This is a genomic window from Sphingobacterium zeae (genome assembly GCF_030818895.1).
In the GTDB taxonomy this organism is placed as follows: Bacteria; Bacteroidota; Bacteroidia; order Sphingobacteriales; family Sphingobacteriaceae; genus Sphingobacterium; species Sphingobacterium zeae.
Map to the genome: position 1 here is coordinate 4,706,757 of NZ_JAUTBA010000001.1, position 16,129 is coordinate 4,722,885.

Consider the following 16,129-nt stretch of genomic DNA (forward strand, 5'->3'; position numbering starts at 1 on the left):
GTCAAAATAAAGTATTCCAAGAGTAGAGATTATCCTCCAGGCGGATTTTTTCAGCATCCACCAGATCACGAATGATCTCTATTCTTTGCTTCTCCGTCCCTAATGTTAAACTACCTACCAAATCATGGATATTTTTCGCCCCGGCAAGTAAACTGCTTTTTATTTCAGCCTTTATATTTGTCCGCTGCTTTGCTCGGTGATTACGGATCAAGCACAGATCACATACTCCACAGAACCCCGCATTTTTCTCACCAAAATATAATAACAGCGATTGACTACGGCAATTACTTTGCTCGATATAATTAATCATGCCATTGACTTCCTCTTCCTTCACCTGATGGCGATCCCGAATAAAAACATGGTCGATATGCAGATGTTTATAATCGACCCGATTCTGTAAGAATGTCAATTGCGGTGAATCTGTGGAAGGCAAATAAGTTGCTATTTCCAACGTTTCTAACGATTTCAATAGCTCTACGACACGACCATATGGTAAACCTAATTTTCCTGCAAATTCGTATTCATTGATTAATATGAAATTCTCAAATACGCCGCCATAGCTACGTAAAATAGCCTTGACTAGCTTATCATATTTTGCATACTGAACCTGAAATTTATATAGCTCAACACTGTCAATCTCAAATTTAAAGCGTGAAGGGATTGTAACAGCCTCCGACAAAACCAACCAGGTATCCCGCTCCAGAAATTTCAGTGCACTCATCACTGGCACCAAGGGGAGCTGATATTTTTTAGCAAATGTAACGACATCAAAATCCACTGTCACTCCCTCACCAGAACCATAAGGAATCTGAAAATGATTACAAAGGTAGTGATAGGTTTGTTGAATAAAGGAAATATCTGGAAAACTAGCCTGCAGATTATCCAGTAGTTTCTGCTCATCTGTTTTTTGATAAAGAATAACAGGGTAAGCTTTTTTTCCATCCCTCCCTGCCCTACCGGCTTCTTGATAATAGGCTTCCAGCGAATCGGGCAAATCCAGGTGAATCACGAAGCGCACATCAGGTTTATCGATCCCCATGCCAAAGGCATTTGTAGCGACGATAACACGAACAACATTTGTCATCCACCCATGCTGTTTCTGATCCCGCTCTTGCCCAGAAAGCCCTGCATGATAATAATCCGCAGAAATCCCATTATTGACTAAAATACGCGCTACTTCTTGTGTTTCACGACGGTTTCTTACATAAACAATACCGCATCCGCCCAATTTATGAATGATGCGTACCATGCGGCCCATCTTATCTTCCTCTTCAATAGCCATATAAGCCAGATTATCCCGAAGAAAGCTTTTTACGAATACATTTTCCTTTAAAAAATCGAGTTTCTGCTGAATATCGGTTATCACACGCGGCGTTGCAGTGGCTGTGAGCGCCAAAAAAGGAACTTTGGGATGTAATTCACGTAATTTAGCTAACTCTAAATAAGGCGGTCTAAAATCATATCCCCATTGAGAAATGCAATGTGCTTCGTCGATGGCAAATAGATTGACATTCATAAATCGTATACGTTCTCTTACGATGTCATTGTACAACCTTTCGGGAGAGAGATAGAGAAATTTTATTTTTCCATAGACGCAGTTATCCAGGGTGATATCCACCTCTCTCTTCTTCATACCCGAGTAAATGGCGACCGCCTGAATTCCATTTCTTTTCAAATGTTCAACCTGGTCTTTCATCAACGCAATAAGCGGCGTAACCACGATACAAATTCCTTCTAGCATCAATGCAGGTACTTGAAAACAAATCGATTTCCCTCCACCTGTCGGCAATAAAGCCAAGGTATCTTTACCAGAAATGACAGATTGAATAATTTCTTCCTGCAGGGGTCTAAATGAGTCAAATCCCCAGTATTGCCTTAAGATTGATATACTATCTTGCGTCATAAGTTCTCCTTATTCCAAACATACGCAAAATTATCTTTCATGAGATAATGTTGTATCCCCAAACTATCCAGCATGCGTTGCGTAAGCAGACACTTTTCCATGGAATTGGATCCATCCAGTATAACAAGTTTTGGTCTAACTTGCTTTAATACATCTGCTAAACCATATAAAAAATTTTTTCTGATAATGACCAGATCAGCCGGTGACATCGTTCCTTTCGGATGGGACAAAATAGCGACTTTGCCTAAAGGTAGGGTAACAAAATAGTTCTTTCTATCCTGTCCATTTAATGGCACAAATTGAAGTTCACCTGTCGATAGCAATGCAATTTCCCTTCCACAAGCATATTGTAATCCTTTGGCCTGCAAAGAGTCAAAAGTGCTATAAACAATTCCGCGACCAGCTTTGAAATACCCCATCGTCAGTTCATGCTTCGTATTGTAAATACGAAATCGTTCTAAATCATTACTTGCTAACCATTTTTTCCCATTGATTAGCAACATTCCAATTCCGCAATATAGCGCCAGCCATACATACCTCTTATCCTTCCACTGAAAAGCATATAAAAAAGAGAAAACTGCAAAATAGGCCAAAAATAAAATACTGAATTCCATAGGGCATATTTTTATCGTCGAAAAAGGTAAATGATCAATAAATTTCAAACTGGATAGTATAAAATCCATGAGGTGTTCTAAAAGAAAACCCAAAATCTCATTAAGCCAGTCGACAGGGTTAATGGTTATAATAAAACCAGCATACATCACTAGGGTGGAAGGAATATCGACAAGTAAATTGGCAAGCAGAAAATAAGTAGGGAACTGTCCAAAATAATAAAGACTCAACGGTGTTGTCAGTATCTGTGCAGCAATAGAAACCGTTAATATATCTCTTAAAAATCGAAGTATAGAACTGTTGACAGGCAGAAGCACTTTCACCAGTGGTGCACATATGATCATACCCAACACTGCTAAAAAGGACAATTGGAAACCAACGTCGTAAATAGCCCGGGGCGCGAACAATAGAATCAATACAGCTGCAATAGTTAGCGAATTCAAGCTTGAAAAGCTTCGTTTAAAATATTGTGCACATAGGACAAAACTAATCATTATAGCTGCGCGTGAAATTGGCGCATCGAGACCTGCTATGAATGCATATATCCAGATCGTGCTCCATAATAAAGTTAATGGTAGCCACTTCAGATAAGGTGGCCACGCTATTTGTCGGATAATAAGAGATAAAAAACCAAATAAAACAGCAACATGCATCCCCGATACACTTAAGATATGTACAGTTCCTGTATTGATGAAAGCCTCCATACTATCGGTACTGATCTCGCTTCGAAAACCGTATAACAACGCCGATGCAATCGCAAAATTTTCATCCCCTTTGAGATAGCTACGAAGCTTAAGTAAAAAGTACTTCCTCATTTGCAAAGCAAGTCCAAAAACAGAAAACTCCCTTATTGCTTGCCGACTGATCACCCTATAGTAACCAGATTTCACAAAAACTTGATGATGTATTGCGTACTTTCTCATATACTCCCTATAATCAAACTCCATCGGATTACGTGGCGGAGCTATTCTCTTCACATCCGCTTTTAACCATAACAAATCACCAAATTGAAGGAAGTTTTTCGTACTCAATTTTAGGGTTATGATCAATCGGCCGGAAGTTTGTACGAACTTACCTTGCCTATGAACACCGATCACTTCTCCAGAAAAACGGGTAATATGCTGCTTTATATGAGGTTCCTCTATTATTTTCACTACATAACTCGCTGCATCTATCTGGGAGAAATGGTTTGCGATCACTATTGGGTCATTGCGCCAATAGTGAAAGATGCCAAATAGTACAACGGATAAGTAATACCCGCACGTATAACCGTATTTGCAAATTTTACCCCTAAAAAAATAGCAGCACATGGTTAGCAGAGTCATTACAATCAATGCCTGCTGTAGATATTGAAATATTGGGCGAGAAATTGGTAATGTAGGAGCTACGAGGAGCGTCAAAATATATAAGATGGCAATCTTAAGAATGGGAATGCGCTCTAATCTTTGAACAAAACTTAATTCTTTCATAATTGCCATCTCAATTGGAATTTAACCTCAGATTTTTTGTTACCGTCGATCTGATCCAATCCTGTTCCAATAGTTTCTCTTCCAGGATAATAATATAGTCCGTACTTCGCCCATACTTGAAGATGGCGGCTTAAGCGATAGTTTAGATTGAGGTAAGTTCTCCATCCCTTTGTATTGTACATGCCGAAACCAGCTGCGTACAGTACATCTTGCTCATAAGCATAGATTCTATTGTCATAGCTCGCCGCGTCAAAATATGCGATCCGCATATTGGACTGCAACTTTCCAGCGGCCGACTTCCAGAATACATCCTGAAAAAACATGTATCCGAAACTGTTTTCCTGATACTCCTTTTGGAACATATTAGCTTCAGAGCGGGAACGAATAGTCCACCTTGAGCTAAGACGATAATGGAATTCTACCCGTAATTGCTGCTTAACTACATTCACAAGCCCATGCTCGGTCTGTCCCTCTCCTGTGTAGTTAACTTGTTTTAATCGGTTGCGATAACGCAAGGAAAGTTGCCCCTTTTTATACCACATGTAACTTAGCTGACTGAAGAAATCAGCTCCTGTAGATAGCGTATCAGCCTGATACTTTGCAACTGGAAATCGGAATACATCAGCATAATTAGACCAGAGTAATTTTCTTCCAAGCTGGTACGTTAATCCCAAATATCCTCCCTGCTCATTCGACGTATCACCCGATTCACCAAAACCCTGTCCATAAAAAGTATGAAAATTCCTCTTGTAATCGCGAAGTAAAAAGACCGAAGACAATCGCGGATGTAAACTGATTATCGACCCTGCTAATAAAGCCGAACCGCCATCCATGCTATTGGCATATTCGCCGAACACATAGATATTTCGAATCGTATAGTTTGTATACAAACTTATGTTTCGCAGAAAGTCGCCTTCAAAATCAGCTTGTTGTCGTATTCCCTTTCCCTTGATTTTAAAGACATCCAACTGGGTCTCGTTAAAATGAACACCTGCTTTGAGCCGTTTGTAGCGCCACAATAAATTCAATCCATACGCCATTTGAGATGCGGCACCACGATATTTCTGTTCGGTTGGAGTGCGATGTAAACCTGTACTTGCAATCGTTGAAATCGTTGCCGGAAAAGTGGTACGGTCAACATTTCCGTCAATAGATCGATAAGAAAAATAGGGTGTAATTTCTATATATTTAATCTGTAGTGTTCCGGCAATACCACGCATAAAATTACTCTCATTTAACGAAGTGTAGGGTTTTACCCCAATCCCCTGTCTTGCGGCATTCTGCACCAATCCTCCTTTTCCGAAATTCAAACCATTCCACATACTGAGCCCCTGTCCAAATTGCAAAGCATAGTCGCCGATCACGATATTTCTAAAACGGCCAAAGTTCTTTATCGACAAACTCATGCTATAGAAATCAAAACCCATTTTTTGCCGATCTCTAAAAAAAGGTTCCCCGGCATCTTTTTTCATATTAACGGCGAGTTGGATTCTATCGTTCAATTGAGCTCTGTACCTTAGCGCATAGCGATTAGCATCGCCGAGATACCTGGATCGCGTTGTATCCGTGATACGATAGCCCTTCGCTTTTTCGAGTGTCCGAGCATACCGCAACATAATTTCTTGCTTAAATTTCCTTAATTTAAGGACGTTCAATGGTGATTCAGAGCCTATTTGTACAAAAGGCAGCAATAAATAGACGATTCGTTCATTAAATCCTTCGATGGCCTGTAGTTCCAGTATATTGATAAATTTGCCTGAGATAGCCCTATGCTCCAGCAGGTGATTAATTAATAAAGGATTTAGAAATTGTAATTCAGCGAGGTCGCTACCATCAGTTTTGTTGAGGTCGATGGGGTGTTTGAGGTAATAATGCCACTTTTCATTCAGTTCACTCAAATCAGCACCCTCGGAAAGATCTTCCGATAAACTCTCAAATAAATCTTGGAGATCGATTTTTTCATTTGTCTGCGCCATACAGGTTCCAATAAAACAACCTATAAAGAGCAAAATTTTGCTACAATATTTCATAATAGGTTTTAATTAATATTGGCTAGATGTTAGGCGATGAACCTCTTATCCCGGCAGAAAAAAGACTCATTAGCATGAAAATAGGAAATATAAATGAATAAAAAAAGCCTGATGAGAAATTCATCAGGCTTTTTTTATTCATTTATATAAACCGTTAGGTTAAATTTACATTAAATATCAATTTTAGCATAGCGCGCATTTTTTTCAATAAATTCACGACGTGGAGCAACTTCGTCTCCCATTAACATGGAGAAAATACGGTCACATTCCGCTGCATTCTCAATAGTTACTTGCCTCAAGGTACGCGTTTCAGGATTCATGGTCGTATCCCATAGTTGTTCAGCATTCATCTCTCCAAGACCTTTGTAACGCTGTACGTGCACACTATCCTCTTTACCAGCTCCCTTCAAACGCTGAATAGCATTGATGCGTTGATCTTCATTCCAAGCATATTCGTGTTCTTTTCCTTTTTTGACCAGGTATAGCGGCGGCGTTGCAATATACACATATCCTCTTTCGATCAATTCTTTCATATATCTGAAATAGAATGTCAAAATTAATGTTGTAATGTGGGATCCATCCACATCGGCATCCGTCATGATGATGATGCGGTGGTAACGTAATTTTTCGATATTCAATGCTTTAGCATCCTCGGCAGTACCTACACTCACGCCCAAAGCCGTAAACATATTTTTGATCTCTTCATTTTCGTAGATCTTATGTTCCATTGCTTTCTCAACGTTCAGGATCTTACCACGTAGCGGCATGATCGCCTGATGTTTTCTATCCCGGCCAGACTTAGCTGTACCACCCGCAGAATCCCCCTCGACGAAATAGATCTCACATTTCGTAGGATCGTTGTCTTGACAGTCGGCCAATTTACCCGGAAGTCCGGAGCCACCCATTACGGTTTTCCGTTGTACCAAATCGCGGGCTTTACGTGCAGCGGCTCGTGCTTGAGCAGCTATGACAACCTTTTGAACGATAGCTTTTGCTTCACGTGGATTCTCTTCCAAATAAACACCCAAGATCTCTCCAACAGCGACATCTACAGCCCCCATTACTTCGGAATTACCTAATTTAGTTTTTGTCTGTCCTTCAAATTGAGGTTCTGCAACCTTTACTGAAATTACAGCAGTCAAACCTTCACGGAAGTCATCACCCGTAATTTCGACTTTTAAATTCTTAAGCAAACCGGACTTGTCCGCGTAAGCCTTCAATGTGCGTGTCAAACCACGACGGAAACCAGCAACATGTGATCCGCCTTCAATGGTATTAATGTTATTCACATAAGAATGCACATTTTCAGAATACGTATCATTATATTGTAAAGCGAGTTCCACAGGAATACCTTGCTTGATACCTTCCACATAGATTGGATCTGGAATTAACGCCTGACGGTTTCCATCCAAAAATTTAACAAACTCCTTAAGACCACCCTCAGAATGGAATGTTTCTTTTTTCTCAGAACCATCCTCATTTGTCTCACGCTCGTCATTCAACGTCAAACTCACCCCCTTATTTAAAAATGCAAGCTCACGAAGACGATTTGCCAACGTATCGTAATTATACACCGTAGTCTGCGTGAAAATCGTAGGGTCTGGATGAAATGTTACAATTGTTCCAGTCTTATCAGATACCCCAACTTCTTTCACATCATACAAAGGCTTACCAATTTGATATTCCTGCTGATAAATCTTCCCGTCACGATGAACCTCGGCTTTCAGAAGAGTAGATAATGCATTTACGCAGGACACACCGACACCATGCAAACCACCAGAAACCTTATATGTATCTTTATCAAATTTACCCCCAGCATGTAATACTGTCATTACAAGCTCCAAGGCTGATTTATTTTCCTTTTTGTTGATTCCTGTAGGAATACCGCGACCGTTATCCCGAACAGAAATCGAATTATCTTTATGGATAGTTACAAAAATGTCTGTACAATACCCTGCAACAGCTTCATCGATTGAATTGTCAACTACCTCGTATACCAAATGGTGTAGTCCTTTTACACCGGTATCACCAATATACATGGATGGACGCTTACGAACCGCCTCTAAACCCTCTAATACCTGGATATTATCGGCGGAATAGGTGGATGTATTTTTATTTTCTTCGCTCATTGAAAACCTCTTAAATGTAATATCCAAAAATACGAAATTTTGCCCGATTTATCAAGCCCACAAACAAGTATCAAGCCGATATCTGGAATTGTCAGAACATAGGATAATTTTACTTTTTTATTCTAAAAACTAGAATTTCGATTTTTTTGTGGTAGGTTTGTTTTCAGTAATAATTTGCAAAAAAACAAAAAAATGAATACTATATCTTCAATTGTATCGAAAGTGTCCTTTGCCCTTTTGCTGGCAGGATCGATTGCATCGTGTAACCAAGGTACAAAAACAACAAGCGAGCCTGCAAGAAATGATTCCAATACCGTAAACAAGGAAAATCTGGGAAGTAATAAAGATAAAATTGTCTATTTAAACTCCGATTCTCTTTCAGAAAAATACCAATATTTTAAGGATATTAAATCAAAGCTTGAAAATAAAGTAAAGAAAGCACAAACGGACCTGCAATCCAAAAGTACGGCCTTCCAACGTGAAGTTGCCGAATACCAAAAAAATGCAGCGACAATGTCGGCTGCAGATCGACAAGCTACAGAACAAAAATTAGCACGAAAACAGGATGAGCTTGCACGCTTGGATCAGACAGCATCTTCCTCTATTGCAAAAGATGAGTCTGAAGAATTCAACAATGTTTATAATAAAATAACCGAATTTCTAAAAAAACATGCCGCAGAAAACGGATATAAGTTAGTATTGACATATTCAAAAACTAATCCGACAGTGTTATATGCTGATCCTTCTTTGGAAATTACCAATGAAGTAATCAAACAACTAAATGAAGAATATAAATCTTCTAAAAAATAGAAGATTACAATAATCTAGGAAGCCATCAACTCAGTTGATGGCTTTTTTTATTTTCTTTCTTATCTTGTCTTCCATAAATTTAGATGTATGATCAGAACGATTGTTGAAAAAGAAATCGCAAACTACGAATGGATAGATATCGCTGAGCCAACGTCAGAAGACTTCACTTTTATTAAACAGCGTTTTAATTTAAATGAAGCTTCGATTAAGGACTCTAAAGAACCAGAACATCTGCCTAAAATTGAAGAATTTGAGAATTATACCTTTGTTATCCTCCGCGTCATGTCAGACAATTTCAAAGAGAATTCAGACAGTATCGGAGAAATTACCGACCGCCTCACCATCTTCTACGGAAGTGATTTTGTAATTACTGTACACAAACGTCGCATCGAATTTCTAGAAAAGCTCAAGAATATTGAGTTCACATCTAACAAAACAAAAAATAGCCGTAAACTGGCTGTATTTATCACAACTGCAGCTGTATTTACCTTTAGCCAAACCTTGGAGCAACTCTCAACGCGCATCGATGCATACGAAGAATTGATATTCCTGAAACGCATGAGACAACAGCCAGTACTGAAAAATCTCTATTTTATCAAAAGACAGATTGATGTCGCACGTAAAGTGATCTTTCTCTACAAAGAGGTTGTTGAGCATTTTCATTCATCATCAAAAAAGGATGTATATACACGCGATCTTAAAGATCTACAGATTCGAACAGCAACTTTATATGAAAACTTATCTGAAAATGTAGCTCAGCTACTGAATGTATATTTCAATATCTCGTCCAATCATACCAACGAAATCATGCGCATCCTCACAATTTTCTCGGTATTTTTTATGCCAATTACTTTTGTTGCAGGAATTTATGGCATGAATTTCAAAAATATGCCCGAACTCGAATGGTACTATGGATATCCAATCGCCATAGCGATCATGATCGCCATATCCCTCGCGATTTATTTATGGTTCAAAAGGAAAGGTTGGTTATGATAAGCCAACCTTTTTCTTTGCAGCAGTCACTACGAAATCTTTGAGATAGAAAGGCTCAAAATAAGCAACATCCTCAAACTCTTTCCGCTGAAATTTATCAAAGGCCAATGGTGATAGAAATGCCGCGGAATCTTTGAAACCACTCAAAATATTTACCCGCTCCGTTGAACTAAACAAAGCCTCGAATTTATCGGCTCCCGAACCAAACAATTGGACACGATCGTAGTCTAACAGCAATCCATTGAAATAATCTATATCGATAATCTCCGCTGAAGTTGCCCTTACTAATGTAGAATCATGACTGTATACAGCTGTATACACTTCCATACGGCGTGCATCGAGCATCGGAAGATAGGCCTCACCTACTGTCAGACCAAATTGACTTTTATACCCTAGAAATAAAGCTTCTAAGGTATTAATAGCAATTAAAGGTATATCTAACGCGTAACAGAGACCTTTGGCCGTAGATACCCCGATACGTAAACCTGTATAAGAGCCTGGTCCCATGCTCACCGCCACAGCACTTAAATCCTGCATCTTTCGACCTGAGTCTTTTAGAATTTCCTCGATCAAAATAGTTAGTTTGGCTGCGTGTGCATTCGGTTCATCGAGATTGATAACGTGTAATGTTTGACCATTTTCACTCAGAGCAACCGAACATACAGTGGTTGATGTATCAATCTGTAAAATTAAATCATTCATCGTCTTTATAGAAATCAAGGTACAGGATCATGCCCGTGACCACCCCAGGGATTGCAACGTGCTATTCGTTTCAAAGCCATCCAACCACCTTTAAAGGGACCGTATTTTACAATAGCTTCCTTACCGTACTGAGAACAGGTGGGCGTATATCGACAACTGGCACCTAAAAATGGCGAAATAAAAACTTGGTAGAAACGAATAATAATTAAGAAAATAAAACTAAACAGGGGGCTAATCCCCTTTTTCCAAATAAGCTTCAGCACATTCATCCTGCAATTTTTTCAGCATTTTATTCATTGCGATACGAAACACATCATATGCTAAGATCTGCTTGCCCACATATTGAATAGCTAAATACAAAGTTACATTATGTTTCAACAAAAATGGAATTAAATCATTCGATTTTTGCAAGCGGTAACTTTCACGCATCAACCGCTTAATTAAATTGCGATCAATTGCTCTTTTAAACCTACGTTTGGATACAGAAATTATAGACTGACAGGAAGGGGAATGGTCAGCTCTATTGTTTTTTTCAAAAATAAAAACAATTCTAAAGGGATACAAAACAAAAGAAGAACCGCTTTTAAAAAGCGTATCAATACGCCTTTTCGCACACAACCGTTCTTCTTTTGTAAATGTATTTTTCATACGATGACTTAATCTTATTTAGAAAAAGCTCTTATAAGTGGCCACCGATCTTTGTCAAAGATTAACCTTTGTGACGGTATTCGTCAGACACTGTAAGACGTTTTCTACCTTTGGCTCTACGTGAAGCTAATACTCTTCTACCGTTTGCAGAGCTCATACGCTCTCTAAAACCGTGTTTGTTTCTTCTTTTTCTTTGCGATGGCTGAAATGTTCTTTTCATGACGCTATTATGCTAATTTGTTCTTACTTCAATTAATACAAAACTCCCCAAGAGGAATGCAAAAGTAAAGTTTATTTTAGACAAAAACAAACAATATTACGAACATTTAAAGTTAATATGGACTAACCTGGCTAATCTATTCAGCTACAGGGAAAAAAAACAACTTTCAATGCTCACAAAATAAAAAAACAGCACGGTCCGAATGCGCTGCTTTTTTAGAATGTAGCCTGTCCTTCAAACTATTTATTTTTTAAAATATCCCTGATTTCCGTCAACAGTGTTTCTTCCTTACTTGGAGCTGCCGGTGCCGCAGGCTTTGTTTCTTCCTTACGTTTCAATGAGTTTAAAGCCTTGATAACGCAAAAAATACAGAATGCTACAATTAAAAATTGAATAACTACGTTGATAAAATTTCCGTAATTAACAGAAACTTCAGCTTGTTTTGTAGCCTCATCAGCGGCCTTCAAAATCAATTTTTTGGATGAAAAATCAACACCGCCTGTTAAATACCCTATCGGCGGCATGATGATATCGTCGACCAATGAGGTAACGATCTTACCAAAAGCTCCACCAATAATGACACCGACAGCCAAATCGACTACACTGCCGCGCATTGCAAACTCTTTAAACTCTTTTAGAAATCCCATATTTAAATTTTTTAGTGTATTAATAATAACAAAACTAGTAATTGTCACATAAATCTAATTAAAATATGCTAATTTTTTATCGTTAAACTAATATTACCCCGTATTAATTGAGTTTATATCCTTATTCACAAAAATACGCTCAACTTGCCGCTAGCTAATTTTTATTAACTTAATTTCTTATATTTGCACGTTAACTAGTAAAATATCAAGATATATTGTATATTGTTCGTACATTATTTCATACGGTAATTAAAGCCCAGCATCAGATAGCAAATCTATGAAAAAGATTCTTATAGCAGACGACCATGGCATTGTACGGTTAGGAGCCTCCGTTATTATTAAAGAAACTCTTCAGAAAGCAGAAATATTCCAAGCTGAAACCTTTGACGAGGTTCTCGAAAAGATAAAGGTAGAAGATTTCGACCTATTATTGCTGGATATTAACATGCCTGGAGGAAATAATATACGCGTTCTTGAGGAAATCCTTCAAATTCGTCCAAGCATCAAGATTTTAATTTTTTCGTCTTATGACGAATCGCTATATGCGTTACGCTATATTGAAGCTGGGGCAGTAGGCTATCTCAATAAAACAACCGCAATGGCTGAACTTTCGAATGCCATTTTGGCTATTCAGGATAGAGGCAAGTATATGTCGAGCAACGTACAGGATCTATATATTCAGAAACTGACGCAAAGTAAATCTGAACTGACGAAATTAAACCCTTTGGCACGTTTGTCAAATAGAGAGGTGGATGTTGCTAAGCAACTAATCAAAGGACTTGGCATCATTGAGGTATCTGGATTATTGGAGTTAAGTCCATCAACCGTAAGCACTTATAAAAGCAGAATATTCGAAAAACTTAATGTTTCCAATATCCCTGAATTGATCGAACTTTTTAGAATACACTCCAACAATTAATAAGGTTGTTGGAGTGCTTTTTTAATATATCAGCTCAACTTATCCATCGTAACAACCGGAATATCTTTTACATTTAAATCCTTTAAAGGCTCACATTTCTTGTAAGAGTACCCCACTTCTGCTTCTAAATCCCATAACATCGGTGCTAAGAAATTGAGGCAAGTAGTGAATCCTTGAACCGTAGCTGAGAAATCACCCGTATCTTTCGAATTCTTAGCTTCATTTTCTATCTCAAACGGACCGCTGAAACCACGTTCTTGCAGTAGGTCAACAAATCCTCGCCAATCCATACTGTCAGAACCGCCAAAGCCAGGCAACATCGCTTCGTAGTGATGTCTATCCCAGTCGTGCCCTGGAATACTTACATTGGCTTTTTTAGCCAATTCCATATCAACATGTTGCATTGGATACATCCCGCCCCAATCAATACGTGCGGCCGTTTGTAAATTACGTGTTGTCTTCACATGGATACGCTGCAGACGCGCAATATCCGTATTACGGATTACCTCAATCGGATCTGTGTTTTGCCAGACATCATGTGAAGGATCATAGATCTCGCCATGTGCCTTACTCGGTATCATCGCGTACATTAATTTACGAGCAGCAAGCACTGCTGGAAGATTGTTATAGGTTGAGCTATAACGTGACGATCGCCAACCCTCCATTGGGCAATTCTCATAAAGAATGGTTACGCCCAAACTCTCTGCATAGTCAACAATGGGAGCAAATACACGCTTGTATTCTTCAAGATTCTTTTGAAATCCATCAATTTGATTGCCCAATTCATGATTGTAGCCTACAAATGTTCCCACTTTGATATTATTTTCGTCGCCGCCAAGCAGATGAGCAATACGAATTAATTTTAATAAATGATTTTGATTCTTCACCCGCTGCTCAGGATCCCCACCAATCATATTTTCAAAAGCACCAAGCGAAAGTTTTAAGTCAACCTGATTGAACAACTCAATAATCTCCCTTGCTTTTGCAGGCGTAAAATCGTCATAGTCTAAATGCGTTGCAGTATGATCTTCCCGGGTACCGTCCTTTCTAAACACACAAAGGTCTATCCCCCCTGCTCCGATTCTTTTGGTCGTCTGAATCAACTCTGGTAAGGATAATTTATCAAATGCAGAACTCATTACCCATACAGGGTTATTTAATTTTGTCGTCATAGCTTGTATAATTGTCTTATTTCGGTATTTAAAGATACTAAAAAAGCCATCCGATTGGATGGCTTTTTGTTATTTTATAGTGAATCAATTAGTCTACATTATCATGTAGAAAAGAATTGTTCGGTCTAATTTCAGTATTTCCGTCTTCAAAGGAAAGTGTAAAACGAGACACTTGTGATTGTGAAGAGTGCGGTGTATCTTCCAATGACATTTGTTTCCGCTTATAAGCAGGCTCATTTTCCAACTCATGTAGACCATTGGAAGATTTTAGTTTCATGCTCAATTCCTTAAGACGTAAGATGCGCTCTTTAGTACGAACAAGCTGATCTTCAAAAGAAACCTGTTCTTCTTCCACCTGTGGAACTTCTACTTGCTCATTTGTTGTACTTGATGAAAAAGTAGGTTTCTCTTCATATGCAGATGCAGAAGGAGCTGTGTAAGAATCAAAAACTGTTGGCATCTGGAATTGAAACACAGATGGCGAAGTTTTCAATTGAAAATCACTGTCACCAAATGAAGGTTCCTCTTCATAAGTACCATCAAAACCTAAATCATGACGTATAACCTGAGGCTCCTCAACAGCGACCTGTTGTTGTGCCGCATTTCTTGGCGAAGTGAACAAGTCAGATTGCAAATTATTTGGAGTAGAAGTATTTGTAGAAGATGCTGGTGTATCCACACGTTGAACCGGAGTTACGAAACTATTCGTAGCTGGAACTTCTTTTGGTGCCACCTGAGACACAGGTTTTATAAAAGAATTAGCCGGTTCAGCAGTTAAGGGCATGGACACTTTTGTATTTTCACGTTCTTTATCACGTTCTTCAGACGTTTGAAAACCAGTGGCAATAATTGTTACTGACAATTCGTCTTCAAAGTTCTCATCAATACAGTTACCCCAGATTAAATCAGCTGACAAACCAGCTTTTTCCTGAATGTAATCCGTAATTATCGCAACCTCATCCATCGTTACTTCTTTCGTTCCGGAAGTAATGTTCAATAAAATATAGCGAGCACCTTCAATCTCATTGTCTTTCAACAATGGCGAAGCTAAAGCACCTTCCACTGCACGCAATGCACGATCTTCACCCTCGGCAACAGCATTACCCATGATGGCAACACCACTGTCGTTCATTACTGTACGCACATCCTTAAAGTCGACGTTTACATAACCAGGGATTGTTATAATTTCGGCAATACCTTTTGCAGCTGTTGTTAAAATATCATCAGCTTTCGCGAAAGCCGCAGTCATTGTTAAATTACCAAAAATTTCACGAAGGCGATCATTTGATATCACAAGATAAGAGTCTACATATTTACGTAACTCAGACAACCCTTCTTCAGCTTGTGAACGACGACGTTTACCTTCAAACGTAAAGGGCGTCGTTACAATAGCAACAGTTAAAATACCCAATTCTTTAGCCGCTTTAGCCAATACTGGACTAGCACCGGTACCAGTACCACCGCCCATACCAGCTGTAATAAACAGCATCTTTGTATTGGTGCCCAACATACGTTTGATATCCTCAATACTCTCGATCGCTGAATTTTCACCTACATCAGGATCTGCCCCAGCTCCCATACCTTCGGTTAGACTTATTCCCAATTGAACTTTATTTGGAATCGGGCTCAATTCTAATGCCTGAGCATCAGTATTACACACGATAAAATCTACCCCACTAATTCCTTGTTTATACATGTGGTTTACGGCATTGCCGCCACCACCACCAACCCCAATAACCTTGATTATTGAAGATTGTTCTTTTAACATTTCAAACTGTATTGACATAACTTATCCCTATTTAACTTACAATGAAGATGATATCAAAAACGAATCAAACCCACTATATGTAATGTAATAATAATATAATTTCAACA

14 protein-coding genes are annotated in these 16,129 nt (G+C 38.7%); 3 read left to right on the forward strand and 11 right to left on the reverse strand.

Annotation, left to right across the window (positions count from 1 at the left end; all coding sequences use genetic code 11):
- Position 1 precedes the first annotated feature (1 nt).
- The 4 genes from QE382_RS19730 to gyrB all read right to left on the reverse strand — a co-directional run bounded on the left by QE382_RS19730 (position 2) and on the right by gyrB (position 8,143).
- Complete coding sequence (locus QE382_RS19730; protein ID WP_307187426.1) at positions 2-1,903, reverse strand: RecQ family ATP-dependent DNA helicase; 1,902 nt, start codon at positions 1,901-1,903, stop codon at positions 2-4.
- Positions 1,900-3,984: a ComEC/Rec2 family competence protein gene (locus QE382_RS19735; RefSeq protein ID WP_307187427.1), complete on the reverse strand. Its 2,085-nt coding sequence runs from the start codon at positions 3,982-3,984 to the stop codon at positions 1,900-1,902. The genes QE382_RS19730 and QE382_RS19735 overlap by 4 nt, the downstream gene beginning before the upstream one ends.
- Complete coding sequence (locus tag QE382_RS19740; protein ID WP_307187428.1) at positions 3,981-5,960, reverse strand: helix-hairpin-helix domain-containing protein; 1,980 nt, start codon at positions 5,958-5,960, stop codon at positions 3,981-3,983. The genes QE382_RS19735 and QE382_RS19740 overlap by 4 nt, the downstream gene beginning before the upstream one ends.
- Positions 5,961-6,184: 224 nt before the next feature.
- Positions 6,185-8,143, reverse strand: a complete 1,959-nt coding sequence (gyrB, locus tag QE382_RS19745; protein ID WP_307187429.1) for a DNA topoisomerase (ATP-hydrolyzing) subunit B — start codon at positions 8,141-8,143, stop codon at positions 6,185-6,187.
- Positions 8,144-8,335: 192 nt separating this feature from the next.
- Here gyrB and QE382_RS19750 point away from each other — a divergent pair, with 192 nt between their 5' ends.
- Complete coding sequence (locus QE382_RS19750) at positions 8,336-8,953, forward strand: OmpH/Skp family outer membrane protein (RefSeq protein WP_307187430.1); 618 nt, start codon at positions 8,336-8,338, stop codon at positions 8,951-8,953.
- A gap of 87 nt (positions 8,954-9,040) precedes the next feature.
- The gene (locus QE382_RS19755; protein ID WP_307187431.1) at positions 9,041-9,946 is read left to right on the forward strand and encodes a CorA family divalent cation transporter; all 906 of its coding nucleotides are present in this window, start codon (positions 9,041-9,043) and stop codon (positions 9,944-9,946) included.
- Here the strand turns inward: QE382_RS19755 and tsaB are convergent.
- The 5 genes from tsaB to mscL form a co-directional block, all read right to left on the reverse strand.
- On the reverse strand, positions 9,941-10,648 hold the full coding sequence (gene tsaB / locus QE382_RS19760; RefSeq protein ID WP_307187432.1) for a tRNA (adenosine(37)-N6)-threonylcarbamoyltransferase complex dimerization subunit type 1 TsaB: 708 nt from the start codon (positions 10,646-10,648) through the stop codon (positions 9,941-9,943). The two genes, QE382_RS19755 and tsaB, sit on opposite strands and share 6 nt — an antisense overlap.
- Before the next feature lie 14 nt (positions 10,649-10,662).
- Complete coding sequence (yidD, locus tag QE382_RS19765) at positions 10,663-10,917, reverse strand: membrane protein insertion efficiency factor YidD (RefSeq protein WP_307187433.1); 255 nt, start codon at positions 10,915-10,917, stop codon at positions 10,663-10,665.
- On the reverse strand, positions 10,880-11,296 hold the full coding sequence (locus QE382_RS19770) for a ribonuclease P protein component (protein WP_307187434.1): 417 nt from the start codon (positions 11,294-11,296) through the stop codon (positions 10,880-10,882). Before QE382_RS19770 ends, yidD begins: the two co-directional genes overlap by 38 nt.
- 61 nt (positions 11,297-11,357) lie before the next feature.
- The gene (rpmH, locus tag QE382_RS19775) at positions 11,358-11,516 is read right to left on the reverse strand and encodes a 50S ribosomal protein L34 (protein WP_075991291.1); all 159 of its coding nucleotides are present in this window, start codon (positions 11,514-11,516) and stop codon (positions 11,358-11,360) included.
- 239 nt (positions 11,517-11,755) lie between these two features.
- The gene (gene mscL, locus QE382_RS19780; protein WP_307187435.1) at positions 11,756-12,163 is read right to left on the reverse strand and encodes a large-conductance mechanosensitive channel protein MscL; all 408 of its coding nucleotides are present in this window, start codon (positions 12,161-12,163) and stop codon (positions 11,756-11,758) included.
- Positions 12,164-12,440: 277 nt separating this feature from the next.
- Between mscL and QE382_RS19785 the strand changes: the two genes are divergently transcribed.
- The gene (locus QE382_RS19785) at positions 12,441-13,082 is read left to right on the forward strand and encodes a response regulator transcription factor (RefSeq protein ID WP_307187437.1); all 642 of its coding nucleotides are present in this window, start codon (positions 12,441-12,443) and stop codon (positions 13,080-13,082) included.
- A gap of 29 nt (positions 13,083-13,111) precedes the next feature.
- Here QE382_RS19785 and QE382_RS19790 read toward each other — a convergent pair whose 3' ends face one another.
- Positions 13,112-14,254 carry a sugar phosphate isomerase/epimerase family protein gene (locus QE382_RS19790; RefSeq protein ID WP_307187438.1) on the reverse strand — a complete coding sequence of 381 codons (1,143 nt, stop codon included), beginning with the start codon at positions 14,252-14,254 and terminating at the stop codon, positions 13,112-13,114.
- 88 nt (positions 14,255-14,342) lie between these two features.
- Positions 14,343-16,040 carry a cell division protein FtsZ gene (ftsZ, locus tag QE382_RS19795; RefSeq protein WP_307187439.1) on the reverse strand — a complete coding sequence of 566 codons (1,698 nt, stop codon included), beginning with the start codon at positions 16,038-16,040 and terminating at the stop codon, positions 14,343-14,345.
- Between the last annotated feature and the right edge of the window lie 89 nt (positions 16,041-16,129).

Coding starts and splice junctions, on each gene's coding strand:
- tsaB (WP_307187432.1), bottom strand. CDS start 10,648: ATGAATGATTTAATTTTACAGATTGATACATCAACCACTGTATGTTCG.
- ftsZ (WP_307187439.1), bottom strand. CDS start 16,040: ATGTCAATACAGTTTGAAATGTTAAAAGAACAATCTTCAATAATCAAG.
- rpmH (WP_075991291.1), bottom strand. CDS start 11,516: ATGAAAAGAACATTTCAGCCATCGCAAAGAAAAAGAAGAAACAAACAC.
- QE382_RS19740 (WP_307187428.1), bottom strand. CDS start 5,960: ATGGCGCAGACAAATGAAAAAATCGATCTCCAAGATTTATTTGAGAGT.
- QE382_RS19735 (WP_307187427.1), bottom strand. CDS start 3,984: ATGAAAGAATTAAGTTTTGTTCAAAGATTAGAGCGCATTCCCATTCTT.
- mscL (WP_307187435.1), bottom strand. CDS start 12,163: ATGGGATTTCTAAAAGAGTTTAAAGAGTTTGCAATGCGCGGCAGTGTA.
- gyrB (WP_307187429.1), bottom strand. CDS start 8,143: ATGAGCGAAGAAAATAAAAATACATCCACCTATTCCGCCGATAATATC.
- QE382_RS19770 (WP_307187434.1), bottom strand. CDS start 11,296: ATGAAAAATACATTTACAAAAGAAGAACGGTTGTGTGCGAAAAGGCGT.
- QE382_RS19785 (WP_307187437.1), top strand. CDS start 12,441: ATGAAAAAGATTCTTATAGCAGACGACCATGGCATTGTACGGTTAGGA.
- yidD (WP_307187433.1), bottom strand. CDS start 10,917: ATGAATGTGCTGAAGCTTATTTGGAAAAAGGGGATTAGCCCCCTGTTT.
- QE382_RS19730 (WP_307187426.1), bottom strand. CDS start 1,903: ATGACGCAAGATAGTATATCAATCTTAAGGCAATACTGGGGATTTGAC.
- QE382_RS19750 (WP_307187430.1), top strand. CDS start 8,336: ATGAATACTATATCTTCAATTGTATCGAAAGTGTCCTTTGCCCTTTTG.
- QE382_RS19790 (WP_307187438.1), bottom strand. CDS start 14,254: ATGACGACAAAATTAAATAACCCTGTATGGGTAATGAGTTCTGCATTT.
- QE382_RS19755 (WP_307187431.1), top strand. CDS start 9,041: ATGATCAGAACGATTGTTGAAAAAGAAATCGCAAACTACGAATGGATA.